General features: G+C 73.0%; 11 protein-coding genes. All 11 read left to right on the top strand.

The genetic code is table 11. The features are described from left to right. The first annotated feature begins 2 nt into the window (after nt 1-2). Entirely contained in the window at nt 3-671 is a 669-nt protein-coding gene (locus BM064_RS02945; RefSeq protein ID WP_218160941.1) for a response regulator transcription factor, read from the top strand. Continuing rightward, complete coding sequence (locus BM064_RS02940; RefSeq protein WP_245779040.1) at nt 664-3,063, top strand: sensor histidine kinase; 2,400 nt, start codon at nt 664-666, stop codon at nt 3,061-3,063. The genes BM064_RS02945 and BM064_RS02940 overlap by 8 nt, the downstream gene beginning before the upstream one ends. A 174-nt stretch (nt 3,064-3,237) precedes the next feature. After that, nucleotides 3,238-3,849: a DUF4129 domain-containing protein gene (locus BM064_RS02935; protein WP_177236128.1), complete on the top strand. Its 612-nt coding sequence runs from the start codon at nt 3,238-3,240 to the stop codon at nt 3,847-3,849. Further along, nucleotides 3,846-5,177 (top strand): hypothetical protein, encoded by a 1,332-nt coding sequence (locus BM064_RS02930; protein WP_092857725.1) that lies wholly within the window; start codon nt 3,846-3,848, stop codon nt 5,175-5,177. The genes BM064_RS02935 and BM064_RS02930 overlap by 4 nt, the downstream gene beginning before the upstream one ends. Next, the gene (locus tag BM064_RS02925) at nt 5,167-6,123 is read left to right on the top strand and encodes an AAA family ATPase (RefSeq protein WP_092857723.1); all 957 of its coding nucleotides are present in this window, start codon (nt 5,167-5,169) and stop codon (nt 6,121-6,123) included. Before BM064_RS02930 ends, BM064_RS02925 begins: the two co-directional genes overlap by 11 nt. A 23-nt stretch (nt 6,124-6,146) precedes the next feature. After that, the gene (locus BM064_RS02920) at nt 6,147-7,406 is read left to right on the top strand and encodes a DUF58 domain-containing protein (protein WP_092857721.1); all 1,260 of its coding nucleotides are present in this window, start codon (nt 6,147-6,149) and stop codon (nt 7,404-7,406) included. Further along, the gene (locus tag BM064_RS02915; protein ID WP_092857719.1) at nt 7,406-8,404 is read left to right on the top strand and encodes a stage II sporulation protein M; all 999 of its coding nucleotides are present in this window, start codon (nt 7,406-7,408) and stop codon (nt 8,402-8,404) included. The genes BM064_RS02920 and BM064_RS02915 overlap by 1 nt, the downstream gene beginning before the upstream one ends. Continuing rightward, nucleotides 8,401-9,294 (top strand): RDD family protein, encoded by an 894-nt coding sequence (locus BM064_RS02910; RefSeq protein ID WP_245779039.1) that lies wholly within the window; start codon nt 8,401-8,403, stop codon nt 9,292-9,294. The genes BM064_RS02915 and BM064_RS02910 overlap by 4 nt, the downstream gene beginning before the upstream one ends. 94 nt (nt 9,295-9,388) lie before the next feature. Next, nucleotides 9,389-10,174: a hypothetical protein gene (locus BM064_RS02905; RefSeq protein ID WP_218160940.1), complete on the top strand. Its 786-nt coding sequence runs from the start codon at nt 9,389-9,391 to the stop codon at nt 10,172-10,174. A 287-nt stretch (nt 10,175-10,461) separates the two neighbouring features. Next, complete coding sequence (locus BM064_RS02900) at nt 10,462-11,685, top strand: ATP-grasp domain-containing protein (protein WP_092857713.1); 1,224 nt, start codon at nt 10,462-10,464, stop codon at nt 11,683-11,685. A gap of 39 nt (nt 11,686-11,724) precedes the next feature. Beyond that, nucleotides 11,725-13,725 carry a hypothetical protein gene (locus BM064_RS02895; RefSeq protein WP_092857711.1) on the top strand — a complete coding sequence of 667 codons (2,001 nt, stop codon included), beginning with the start codon at nt 11,725-11,727 and terminating at the stop codon, nt 13,723-13,725. Nucleotides 13,726-13,865: the final 140 nt, after the last annotated feature.

Genomic DNA, 13,865 nt, shown 5'->3' with positions numbered 1-13,865 from the left:
GAATGCTGCTCGTGGAAGACAACGACGACCTGGCCGAGACGATCATCGATCGGCTCCGCGCCGAGGGGCATTCCGTGGACCGCGAGCGCGACGGCGACGAGGCCAACGAGCTGCTGCGCCACTTCAAGTTCGACATCGTGCTGCTCGACGTGAACCTGCCCGGGCGCAGCGGCTACGAGGTCCTGCGCTCGCTGCGCAACCGCGCCGACGAGACGCCGGTGATCATCCTCACCGCCCGCAGCCAGATCGACGACCGGGTGATCGGGCTGGATGCGGGGGCCGACGACTACATGATCAAGCCCGTCGACTTCCGCGAGCTCTCGGCCCGCTGCCGGGTGCTGGCGCGGCGGCGGGCGGGGGCGGCGAGCAACGTCTTCGCCGCCGGCTCGCTGGTCTTCGACCGGGCGGCGAAGCGCGCCACCGTCGACGGCCGCGACGCCCAGATGCGCGCGCGGGAGGTCCAGCTCCTCGAGATCATGATCGACAACATGGGCCGGATGCTGACCAAGGAGGACGTGGCCGACCGCCTCTACACCTTCGAGGAGGCGCCGAGCCTGAACGCGGTCGAGCAGCTCGTCACCCGCCTGCGGCGCAAGCTCGAGGGCACGCCCCTGGTCATCAAGACGGCGCGGGGCCTGGGCTACATCGCCTATCTGTCGGACGATGAGTGACCCCGCCGGCCATTCGCTCCAGCGCCGGCTGCTGGTGTCGATGGCGGCGGCCTTCGCGATCCTGCTGATCCTGATCTCGGCGCTGCTGTGGAGCTACGCGCGCAACGCCGCCGACCGCACCCATGACCTGCTGCTGGCCGGCGCCGCGCTCGCCATCCTCGAGCGCGTCTCCGAGGGGCCCGAGGGCGTCACGGTGGACCTGCCGACCTCGGCGATGGAGATCCTGTCGCTCAACCCCGTCGACCGGGTGCAGTACCGGATCTTCATCCCCGGCGAGCGCGAGATCACCGGCGCCGGCGACCTGCCCGTCCCGCCCGGCGCCGAGCCCGAGGCGACGCCGGCGTTCTTCGAGCGGGACTACCGCGGCGCCCTCTTCCGCTTCGTCCTCCAGGGCCGGCAGCTCGCCGGCTCGGGCGGGCGGCAGTGGGTGGCGGTGCAGATCGGCCAGACGGTCGAGCGGCGGCGCGCGCAGCAGCTCTCGTTCTTCGCGACCGGCCTCGCGGGGCTGGCGGTGCTGTCGCTGATCGGGCTCGGCTTCGTGTGGGTGGCGATCCGCACCTCGCTCTCGCCGCTGCGCCAGATCGCGGCCGACCTCGCGCAGCGCGAGCCCTCCGACCTGCGCGAGGTCGAGGGCGCCCCCCCGCGCGAGATCCGGGGCCTGTTCGACGCGATCAACGGCTTCATCCGCAGCCTGCGCCGCAGCCGGAGCCTGACCGAGACCTTCATCGCCGACGTCGCCCACCAGACCCGCACCTCGCTGTCGGCGCTGCAGGGGCACCTGTCGCTGGCCGTCGACGCCGAGGACTACGAGAAGATGCGCTCGCGCGTGCTGAAGGCCGACCGGCAGGCGGCGCGCACGGTGCGGCTGACCAACCAGCTGCTGGCCAACGCCATGGTCATCCACCGCTCCGACCGCGCCAGCCTGCGGCCCACCGCCCTCAAGCCGCTGGTGCGCGACGTCCTGGCCGAGAGCCTGCGCGACAGCCGGATGCGGCGGGTCTCGCTGTCCTTCGTGGGCGAGGCCGTCGCCGAGGGCGAGGACGTGATCGAGGGCGACAGCGTCTCGATCCGCGAGGCGCTGCGAAACCTGATCGAGAACGCCGTGCGCCACGGGCCGCCCGACACCGCCGTCGCCATCACGCTGGAGGGCGCGGGCGACCGCATCCGCCTGCGCGTCGAGGACGCCGGCCCCGGCATCGCGGAGGCGGACCTGCCCCGCGCGACCGAGCGCTTCACCTCGCTCTCGCAGGCCAGCGCCGGCTCGGGCCTCGGGCTCTCGATCGTCAAGGCGGTGGCCGACGGGCACGGGGCGGAGCTGACGCTCGCCCGCTCGCGGCTGGGAGGACTGGAGGCGACCTTGATCTTCAGGCGGATTCTCGCGGCGCTGCTGCTCGCGGCCTGCCTGCCGCTCGCGGCGGGCGGGGCGCGCGCGCAGACGCTTGTCGTGCACAGCGCCACCGACGCGCCCGCCATCCGGCCCCTGATCGAGGCGTTCGAGGCCCGCACCCCCGGCGTCGCGGTCGACTATGTGGAGTTCCAGACCCTCGACCTGCACCGCGCGATGCTCGATCTCGGCGACGCGGCGCCGCCGGACGTGGTGATCTCCTCGGCGATGGACCTGCAGGTGGACCTGGTCAACCGGGGCCTCGCGCGGCGCATCGAGCTGCCGCCCCAGATCGTGCCGCCGCCCTGGGCGGCGTGGCGCTCCGAGATCTTCGGCTTCACCTTCGAGCCGGCGGTGATGATCTACGATCGGCAGGCGGTCTCGCCCGAGGAGCTTCCCGCCAGCCACCGCGACCTCGCGACCTTCGTGCGCGAGAACGAGGACCGCTTCCGCGGGCGGATCGGGACCTACGACATCGCGCTCTCGGGCGTGGGCTATCTCTATGCGACGCAGGACAGCCTGCAGGGCCCCCAGGCGCTGCGGCTGTTCGAGGTGCTGGGCCGGGCGGATGTGCGCACCTTCTGCTGCACCTCGGAGATGGTCGCGGCGACGGCGCGGGGCGAGCTCGCCTTCGTCTTCAACGCCATCGGCTCCTACGCCGCCGCCCAGGCGGAGGCGGAGCCCCACCTCGGCCTGCATTTCTTCGACGACTACAACCTGGTGATGTCGCGCACCGCCTTCGTCCCGAAGGGCGCGCGCAACCCCGAGCTCGCGGACCGGTTCGTGGCCTTCCTGCTCTCGGAAGAGGGCCAGCGGATCGTCGCCGCGCAGACCCCGCTGCTTTCCCTCGTCCCGTCGCCCCCCGCCGAGCGGGAGATCGAGCGCCGCATCCACGAGCGCCTCGGCGCCTTCGTGCCCATCCGCCTCGCCCCCGGCCTGCTGACCTACCTCGACGCCCTCAAGCGCAAGGACTTCCTCGACGCCTGGGAGACCTCGCTGGGGCGCTGAGGCGGAGACGGCGGAGGGGCCCCGCGCCGCCCGCCGAGAAGCGACTGCATCGCCGAGCATCCTGCGCTTGAGTGGCGGCGGATGAGAAATTTCTGCATCACGCTCATTGTCTTAATCCTTTCGTCGGGACCCGGCGTCGCCAGCGCCCGGGGCGCGGAGACGCCGCCGTCGGCGGTGTCCGAGAGCGGGCGGAGCTATCTCGAGACCGTCGGGCGGCGCGTGGACGCCGACGTGACCTACGCCGACCCGAACGCGCCGCTGCCCGAACGGGCGACCCGCGGCCTGCCCCAGCGGCCCGGGCGCGACTGGAGCGGCGTGGTCCCGGCCGTGTCGCTGAAGATCGTCCTCGGCGCGATCGCGGTCCTGGTCCTGGCGGGCGTGGCTCTTCACGTCCGGCGCTTCGGCGCGCCGGTCTCGGCCTCCTTCCGGGCGCAGCCGCGCAACGCGGCCGCGGCGGCGCGAACGGGCGGCCGCCCCCCCGAAACGACCGAGACGACGCCGCCCAGCCTCGCCGAGATCATGGCCCGCGACGACTGGAGCGCCGCGGTCGTCGACCTCGCGCGCAGCGCCCTCTTGCAGGCCGCGGAGCGCCATGGGATGCGCTGGCGGTCGAGCTGGACCGCGCGCGAGCTGCTGGCCCGCCTGCCCCGCGACGCGGCCGGGGGCCTGCGCCCGCTGGTGCGGGCCGCGGAACATGTCCAGTTCGGCGACCGGGAGATGAGCGAGGCGGAGTTCGCCCGCCTCGCCCGGAGCGTCGCGCCGCTGTTCGACGGGCGGGCGGCGTGAGCGCCCCGGCCCCGGCCCGCCCGACGCCCGGCCGCGCCGCGTCCACGCCCCTGGACGCCATCGTCGTCCTCGTGTCGCTCGCCGCCGCCCTGGGCGCGATGCTGCTCTTCGCCGCCGGGCGCGACCAGCCGCTCCGCCAGGCGCCGTCGGGCTTCGACGGGCTGGCGATCTGGCTCGCGGAGGGGGGGCTCGACGCGCAGTCCTTCCGGGGCGGCTGGACGATCCCCGCCCGGGAGGTGGGGCTGACCGTCCTGCCGGTCTACGACGCCGCGCTCGACGAAGCCCGCGTCGCGCCCGCCACCGAGACCGAGCTGCGCCTGCAGCGCGACGAGATCGACATGGACGCGCGGACGCTGCGCGAGAAGGTCGGGATGGCGCCCGCGCTGCTCGTCCTGCCGAAGTGGCGCAGCGGCATGCGCCTGACCGGCGTCGCCCATCCCGACCTGCTGATCGACCCGGCCGACGTCTCCCGGCTGCTGGAGCGGGTCCTCGGCCGGCCGGCCGCGGCCGCCGGCGCGATCGGGCAGGCGACGGCGCCCTTCTCCGACTTCGCCTATCGCGGCGCGGACGGCCGGACGCTGACGGCGCGGCTCCCCCTCGCCCGGACCTTCGAGGGCGCCGGCTGCCGCCCCGAGATCGGCCGGCCCGGCGCGATGATCCTCGGCCTCTGCCCGACGGAGCTCGCGGACGGCGAGGGCTGGGTGCATGTCCTCTCCGATCCCGACCTGCTGAACAACCACGGCCTGCGGCTCGGCGACAACGCGCGCATCGCCCGGGATCTCGTCGGCCGGCTGGCGGACGGAAGGCGGGTGATCGTCGACTACAGCCTCGAGACCTGGCTGACGGCGGAGCGCGGTCGCGGGAGCCCGGCGCGCACCTGGGCCGACCTCGCCCGGTTCCTGGCCTTCCCCTTCAGCCTTCTGTGGCTGGGAGCCGGGGCGACGCTGGCGCTGTTCGTGTGGCGGGGCGCGGTCCGCGCCGGTCCGGCGGCGGACGGCGAGGCGAGGCGCCCGCCCTCCCGCGCGGCGATGCTGGGCGCGCGGGCGCGGCTCATGCGCCTGACCGGCCAGGACGGCGCGCTGGTGCAAGCCTACGCCCAGGCCCGGATCGGCTCGACGGCGCGCCGGCTGCTCGGCCCCCGCGGCCCGGAGCCGGCCGAGACCGCGGTCCTGCGGCTCGCGCGGCGGCGCGATGCCGCCCTGGGCAAGCGGCTGGCCGCCCTGCTCGGGCGGATCCGCGCCGCGCCCCCTGATCTGCCGCCCGAGGCGGCCGTCGCCTGCGTGGACGAACTGGAGATCCTGTTGGAGCGATTGAACGATGACGCTTGAAGCGCTGCGCGGACGGGCCGATGCGCTCCGCACCGAGATCGGACGGCGGGTGCAGGGCCAGGAGGAGGCCGTGGACCTGCTCCTGACCGCCCTCTTCGCCCGCGGCCACGTGCTGCTGGAAGGCCCGCCGGGGACGGCGAAGACGCTGCTAGCGCGCAGCTTCTCGGCGGCGCTCGACCTGCGGTTCGGGCGCATCCAGTTCACGCCGGACCTGATGCCGGGCGACATCCTGGGCGCCTCGATCTTCAACTTCCAGACCAACGAGTTCACCCTCGCCAGGGGGCCGATCTTCAGCCAGGTCCTGCTCGCGGACGAGATCAACCGGGCGCCGCCGAAGACCCAGGCCGCCCTGCTGCAGGCGATGAACGAGAACGCCGTCAGCATCGACGGGACCGACCACGATCTCGGCGACGCGTTCCTGGTGATCGCCACCCAGAACCCGATCGAGCAGCAGGGGACCTACCCCCTGCCCGAGGCGCAGCTCGACCGGTTCCTGTTCAAGCTCGAGATCGACTTCCCGCCCGAGAGCGTCGAGTTCTCGATCCTGCGCCGCCACGCGGACGCGCCTCTGGCCGCCGGGTCGGAGACCGCCGCGCTCGCGCCCGTGCTGGACGCCGCGACGCTCGCCGACAGCCGGCGGCTGGTCGACGGCGTGATCCTCGGCGACGAGATCCTGCGCTACATCGTGCGCCTGGTCCGCGCCACGCGCGAGACGGCCGAGATCGCGCACGGCGCCTCCACCCGCGCCGCGGATTCGCTCGCCCGCGCCGCCCGCGCGGCCGCCGCGCTCGACGGGCGCGACTACGCCATTCCCGACGACGTGAAGCGCCTGTACCTGCCCGCGATGCGCCACCGGATCGTGCTGGGCCCCACCGCCGAGATCGAGGGGCGCGACGCGGGGACGGCGCTGGAGACCATCCTCGACCAGATCGAGGCGCCGCACTGATCCGTCCGACGCGCAGATTGCTGATGCTGGGGCTCGCCGCCCTGGTCCTGACGCTGGCCGGGACGCTGCTCGCCCCGGACCTCGCGGCGACGCCGTGGGCGATCCTCGCCCTGGCCGCGGCGGGCGACGCCGTGCTCTCCGCCCGCCGCGGACTGCGGGTCGAGGCGACGGCGCCGGACGAGATCTTCGTGGGCGAGACCGCCGACCTGCGGCTGTCGCCGAGCGCGGCCGTCGCCGGCCTGACGGGGGCGGTGGAGTGGCCGGCCGGCCTCTCCGGCCCGGCGGCCTTCGCCTTCGGGACTGCGGCCGGGCGCTTGTGCGCGACGGCGCCGATGCGCGCCGCGCGCCGCGGGGAATGGACGCTCGAGCGGCTGTGGCTGACCTGGCCGTCGCGCCTGGGCCTGTTCGAGGTCGTGGCCCGCCGCAGGCTGGGCGCCCGGATCGCCGTGGTCCCCAACATCCGGCCCGTGCAGTCGGGCGCGATCGCGACCACGGTCCTGTCGACCCTTCACGGCATCAAGGAGAACCGCGCGGTCGGCGAGGGGTCGGAGTTCCACCAGCTCCGCGAGTTCGCCCCGGGCATGGACGTCAAGGCGATCGACTGGAAGCGCTCGGCCCGGCGGCGCACCCTGCTCTCGAAGGAGCTGCGGGCGGAGCGCAACCACCACGTGATCCTCGCGCTCGACACCGGCCACCTGATGCGCGAGGAGGTCGCCGGCCTGCCCAAGATCGACCACGCCATCAACGCCGCGCTGGCGACGGCCTGGGCGGCGGCGGTCGGGGGCGGCCTCGTGGGCTTCTTCGCCTACGAGGCGCGCCCCACCAGCTTCGTGGCCCCCGCGCCCGGCCGGCTCGCCTTCGCCCGCATGCGGCGCTGGGCCGCCGGGCTCGCCTACGCCCCGCGCGCGACGAACCACGTGCTGGGGCTCGGCACGCTGAAGGCCCGCACCCCCAAGCGCAGCCTGGTCGTGGTCTTCGCCGACTTCGTCGACGCCGCCTCGGCCGAGCTGGTCGTCGAGGCGGCGGCGCTCATCTCGAAGACGCATCTCGTGATCTTCGTCGCGATCCGCGATCCGGAGCTGGAGCGCATCGCCGAGACCCCGCCCGCCAGCCTCGACGGCGCCGTGGAGCTGATCGCCGCCGGCCAGCTCCTCCAGGACCGCCGCATCGTGTTCGAGCGGCTGGCGCGGCTGGGCGTGAGCGTGCTCGACGTGCGCCCCGGCGAGACCACGGGGCGGCTGGTGGCGGCCTATCTCGAGATCAAGGCGCGGAAGATGCTCTGATGCAGGGAACCCCGGATCTCATCCGCTCGAGCCGCTTCCGCGCCGAGCGCGAAGCCGACTGGCGGCGGCTCGAGGCGCTGGTCGCGCTGGCCGAGCGCCGCGGCGTCCACCGCATGGACTTCGCCGAGGCGCGCGACCTGGCCGAGCTCTACCGGCAGGCGGCCACCTCCCTCGCCGTGGCGCGGGAGATCTCGCTCGACCGGGCGCTGCTCGACTATCTCGAGGCGCCGACGGCGCGCGCCTACCTGTCGGTCTACGCGCCGCAGGAGCGGATCGGCGGGCTGTTCCGCCGCTTCCTCGCCGTCTCGGCCCCGGCCGCGATGCGCCGGGCCTGGGCGTTCGTCCTCGTCGGCGTCGCGACGATGGCGCTCGGCGCCCTGGCGGGCGGGACGCTCTATTTCGACGACCCGTCGTGGTATTCCGTGTTCATGCCGACCGAGCTGGCGGACGGCCGCGGACCGGGCTCCTCCGCCGCCGAGCTGCGCGCGGCCATCTACGGGCCGCCGGACGGCGGGGGGCTCGCGGCCTTCGCGACCTACCTGTTCTCGCACAACACGCGCATCGCGATCTTCATCTTCGGGCTGGGCGTGTTCGCCTGCGCGCCGGCGCTCCTGCTGACCTTCTACAACGGCCTGATCCTGGGCGCCTTCGTGGCGCTGCACATCGACCGCGGCCTCGGCTGGGACGTGTTCGGCTGGCTGTCGATCCATGGCGTGACCGAGCTGTCGGCGATCTGCATCGCCTGCGCGGGCGGGCTCCAGCTGGGGACCGCCGTGCTGTTTCCCGGCGACCGGTCGCGGGCCGAGGCGATCCGCCTCGCCGGCCGCGACGCCGCGAAGCTGGCGCTGGTCGCCGCGCTGATGCTGCTCGCGGCGGCGCTGCTGGAGGGGTTCGGCCGCCAGCTCGTCCAGGACCTGCGGTTCCGCGTGCTGATCGGCTGGACGATCGGCGGGCTCTGGCTGGCGTGGGTCCGCCTGGCGGGGCGGGGCGCGGCGTGAGCGCCGATCCCGACATCCTCACGCCCCCCGAGGGCGTGCCGCTGCGCTTCCCGGTGGCCGGCTTCGGGGTGCACGTCGGCGCCCAGATCGCCGACATCGCCATCTCCGGGCTCGCGGCCGCGGCGGCGATCCTGCTGCTCGTCGTGACCGGCGCGGTCGCGCCGATCTGGCTCGCAGGGATCGGCGCGGCGCTGTTCCTGATCGTGCGCGTCCCCTACTACGTGCTGAGCGAGCTTGCCTGGAACGGGCAGACGCTGGGCAAGAAGATGATGAAGATCAAGGTCGTGGCCCATGACGGCGGGCCGCTGACCCCCCATGCGCTGGTGCTGCGCAACCTGATGAAGGAGGCCGAGGTCTTCCTTCCCGCGACGCTGGTCCTGTCCCTGGACGCCGAGCGGCTCGCGCCCTCGCTGATCGCGCTCGCCTGGACGACGGGCGCCGTGGCGATCGTGCTCTCGAACCGGCGGCGCCGGCGGCTGGGCGACCTCATGGCGGGGACCTGCGTGGTCCACCTGCCCGAGCCCGTTCTGCCGAGCGACCTCTCCTCCACCGCCCCGGCGACGGCGACGGCCTCGGGGGCGGACGCGTTCGGCTTCATGACCCGCCACCTCGAGCACTACGGCGCCTACGAGCTGCAGACCCTGGAGAGGGTGCTGCGCGTCGAGGAGCAGGCGCCGGCGACCGCGGCCGAGATCGACCGCCGCCGGCAGGTGCGCGCGGCCATCGTCGAGCGGATCCGCGCCAGGATCGACTACGCCGAGGCGACGCCGCCCTCGGCGCACCTGAGCTTCCTGCGCGCCTTCTACACCGCCCAGCGCGCCCATCTCGAGCAGAGACGGATCCTGGGCGAGGCGCGCGCAGACAAGTTCCACCGGGAGACCAGGCGGTGACGGGCGCGGTCGCACGCCGCCCCCGAAGCTGCGGGGCCTGGTCCGGGCGGGAACCCGCAACGGCCGCAGGGCCGATTTCAAGAGGGACAAGACCTTGAGTCACCAATATGCATCGGGCCGTCGCACGCCGCTGGGCGTGGGCCGCCTCCTGGCCGAGAGCTTTTCGATCTTTTTCCGGAACGTTCCGAAGATGATCGCGATCGCCGGCCTGCCCAGCCTGGCGGGGATCCTGCTGGTCGCCGCCATCGGCGGGTTCGACGTGGCGCTCGGCCGGGAGCTGCCGGCGTTCGGCACGCCGGAGGGGGTCTTCGTCTACCTGTCCGGGCTGGCGGTCAATATGGCCCTGTTCGGGCTGACCGCGGGCCTGCTCGTGCTGTTCGCCTACGACCTCAAACAGGGGCGCACGCGCCCTGTGGCCGGCTATCTCGCGGCGACGCTGCGCTGCATCGTGCCGCTCGTCGTGCTGGCCATGGCGACCACGCTGCTGATCGGCGTCGGCTTCATCCTGTTGATCGTGCCGGGGATGTGGGTCTACGCCGTCCTCTCCGTCACCTTCCCGGCCGTGGCGATCGAGCGCGCGGGCTTCGGCGCGCTGAGGCGCAGCGCAAGGCTGACGAAGGGATATCGCTGGCCGATCGCGGGCGTCCTCTTCGTCATCGGGATCTGCGCCTATGGCCTGTTGCTGGCCGCAGGGTTCGGCATGCAGGCGCTGGGCGAGACCGGCGGCGGCTGGGTCGTCGCCGCGACGGCGCTGGCCAACGCCTTCTTCAGCGGCATCGCCTACGGACTGACCGCCGTCACGGTCGTGCTGATCTATGCGCGGCTGCGGGAGATCAAGGAGGGCGCGACGACCAGCGACCTCGCGGCCGTCTTCGACTGACGCCCGCCCGCCCGGGCCGGCCGTCGAAACGGCCGGCCCGAGGCGCCGGCGCGCGCCCGTCCGCCCCCCCTTCCGGGGCCCGCAAGGGGGCGCCGGACGCCGCGCCGCGGGCCCCCGCGGCCCCGCCCGGATTTGCCCGACGGGCCTTTCGCCCTAGGATAACCCCATCACCAGACTTGGCCTGACCGTCGCCGCTGCTCCGCAGCGGCCGGTCTGTCGCGCCTTCATCCCTGCCCTGCGGATGGACGGGCGGCGGCGCCTATGAACCAAAAGGAGCTCGTCTCGACATGGAGAAGAACCCCGACAAAGGCTACGTCGCGATCCTCGGATGGAGCCTCGGCGCGATCGACGCGATCGACCGGTTCGACAGGCGATATGTGATCGTGGCCCCCTACTGGGCCGAACCCTACGCCCGCGAACACGGCATCCCGTTCATCGCCTGGGACTTCGACCGCCTCAACGAGCGCTCCCACGAGATCGCCCATATCCTCAAGGACGAGGGCTGCGACGTCGCCATCCCGCTCTTCGAAGAGACGGTGGAGTGGGCGGGCGCCATCAACTCCGTGCTGCTGGGCAACCCGCGCCTGCTCGGCCAGTCGATGCTGTTCCGCGACAAGTCGCTGATGAAGCGGCGCGCCCAGCTCGCGGGCATCCGCGTCGGCATCTTCGAGGAGGCCGACAACCACGCCGACGTGATCCGCTTCCTCAAGCGCGTCAACCAGACGCTGCTGAAGCTCGACGGCGACGTGAACGACCCGATCCATTTCAAGGCCTTCGACAAGGCCGGCTGCCTCGGCCACCGCACGATCCGCACGGTGGAGGACGTCGACTCGATCTCCGCCGACGAGTTCCCCGCCCTGCTGGAGAGCCACCTCGACGGCTGGGAGTTCGCGGTGGAATGCTGGATCAAGGACCGCAAGATCCAGTTCCTCAACATCTCGGAATACGTGACCCTGGGCTACTCGGTCTTCGTGCCGGCGACGCCCGAGCTCGAGAGCTGGCGCGCCAAGATCACCCAGGAGATCGAGAAGCTGATCGAGGCCTTCGACATCGATTTCGGCTTCATCCACCCGGAGTATTTCGTGACCTCCGACGGCACCATGTACTTCGGAGAGATCGCCTACCGCCCCCCCGGCTTCAACGCGCTGGAGCTGATCGAGCGCGCCTACGGCTTCAACGGCTACCAGGGCATCGTCGCCTGCTTCGATCCCAAGACCACGCAGGAGGAGCTCGACGCGATGTTCCCCGAGCCGGTCAAGGACGCCCGCGGCCATGCCGGCTGCTTCGGCGCCTATCCGCGCCGGCGGGTGGTCAGCGAGCTGCGGATCCCCGACGAGACGCAGAACCACCCCTATTTCGAGTCCCACGAGCTCGCCCAGCCGATGGAGCAGAAGGTGACCAAACGGACGGCTTTCGGAACCCATTGGGGTCTGGTTTACTTTTTCGGCGATAATCCTCACCAGCTCCGGGATCTCCTGAAAGCGCAGGAGGACCTGGATTTCTACGTGTGATCCGCCCGTCCGCCCGTCCCGTCGGAGCCCAAACGCCGCATGACATCTGATCCCGAAGCCGCGGACCGCCTCCAGTCGATGCTGGAGGCGGCCACGGACCGGCTCGAGGCGGCGCGGCCGTTCGCGAAGTCGCGCCACCAGCACATGGTCCTCGACCTCGCGCAGCGCCTGCTGGCCGCGCCCGGCGGGCTCGAGCGGCTGGAGGCGATGGCCCCCCGCCTGGACGCGGCCGGCCTCTTCGCCGGCTCCGACTGGGACCGGCCGGAGGCGCTGTCGGCCCAGCTCGTGCCCGCCACCTTCGACGCCGCCCCCCCGGCCACCGTGACGCTGGAGGCGGTCAGCCTGCTGCGCCTGCTCAAGGTCGCGCTGGGGGAGGCGTCGCATCCCGGCCTGCACGCCGACCGGGCCCGCCACCACCTGGCGCAGGTCCTCGCGCTGAACCTGCGGCGCCTGTTCTCCCCCCCGGACGAGGCGGCGCGGGAGCGGCGGATGGAACCCGCGGTCCGCGCGCTCCTGAAGCATCTCGCCGACCGCATCGGCCTCCAGGACGTCCTCGGGGTGCTGGTGGCCGAGATCTGGCGGATCCTCGCCCAGCGGCCGATCCAGGTGAACGCGGTCAAGGAGATGATCGCCCAGATCTCGGTGACGCTCGCCTCCCGCCCGGCCCAGGCGGGGGACGCCCGCCTGGGCGCGGACCGGCTGATCTCTGCGCTGTTCGGCCCGACGGAGGCCTGCCGCGACGACCCCGGGCTCGCGGTCTATCGCGCCCGGCTCGAGGCGATGGACGAATGGGCCCTGACCCAGGAGGCGCGGACGCTGGCGCGGGCGATGCACGACACCGGCCTCGTCTCCGACTACCACGCGGCCTTCCTCGACCGGGCGCTGTCGGGCGGGCTCGCGGGCTTCGCGCCGGAGGCGCTGGGGCTGACCAGCGTCGGCCTCGACTGCTGGCGGCGCCACCAGGCGCTGGCCGAGGACCTGCTGGCCGTGGCCGTGACCTCGGGGATGCCGCAGGCGGTGCTGGGCCTCGCCGAACTGCTGGAGCGGGGGATCCTGCATCACCCCGCGATCCCGCCGGCGCTGCGCCGTCAGCTCTCCCTGACCCTGTCGCCGGAGGCGGAGCGCCGCCTCGCCCAGGCCTACGGCCCGGCGGCCTCGCCGCGCTCGGTGCTCGTGGCCGGGGTGCTGCAGGTGCTGGGCCAGCCGCTGGGCGTGGGCCAGGGGGCCAACCCCACCTGCCAGTCCGCGCGGGCCATCGCCATGTGGGCGCTGAACGACCCGGACTTCCTGCTCCACGTCGTCGCCAATGCGGCCCATCACGACACCGTCCTGATGCATTTCGAGGGCCGGCCGATCAACTCCGCCGACCTGCCCGCCGGGCTCGCCGCCTGGGCGCCGCTGGACGCCGATCCGGTGTCGCTGACCGTGGTGCCGCATCTCGACCGGATCTACGCGGAGATGGGGCGCCTGTGCGGGGACCGCGGCGACGACCCGCACATCTGGATCAACCCCGAGTTCCATGGCTGGTGGGTCGGCCGCGACTGCGCCATCGCGGTGGACGTGCCGACAGGCCGTCTCGCGGACATCGAGGGCTTCCTGCGCCGCTTCTACGCGGCCTATCACCCGCGCTTCAACGGCGGCCAGCCGGTGATCCACCCCCAGCCCGCCGGCATCGCCGTGACCGACGCGACCGGCCGCTTCGTGGGCTGGCACGCGATCGCGATCCTGCGCATGGCCGCGGACGTCGAGGGGGCGATGCGGGTCTATTTCTACAATCCCAACAACGACAGCGGCCAGGACTGGGGCGGCGGGATCGTGGTCTCCACCCAGGGCAAGGGCGAGCGCCACGGCGAGGCGTCGCTGCCCATCGACCAGTTCGCGGCGCGGCTCTACCTGTTCCACGTCGACCCTCTGCACCCCGAGCCGGAGGCCGAGCCTTCCGACGACGAGATCGCCGCCATCGCCCGGCGCGTCCGCGACAGCTGGGCCCGCGGCCGCGGCGAACTCACCGCCCTTGACCTTGCGAATGCGGGCGCCTGAGGGGTCCGGGTCTGGCGGGAGCGGTCGTCGGGAGCATGCGGCACGAACGCGAACGCCGCCCTGGAGGGCGGCGTTCAAGCGTTTGGCAATATTGGTCAAACTGGTTGCGGGGGCAGGATTTGAACCTGCGACCTTCAGGT

The organism is Albimonas pacifica (assembly GCF_900113695.1).
Lineage (GTDB): Bacteria > Pseudomonadota > Alphaproteobacteria > Rhodobacterales > Rhodobacteraceae > Albimonas > Albimonas pacifica.
Note: the sequence above shows the minus strand (reverse complement) of the source record. Positions and strands in the feature narration are given on the sequence as shown.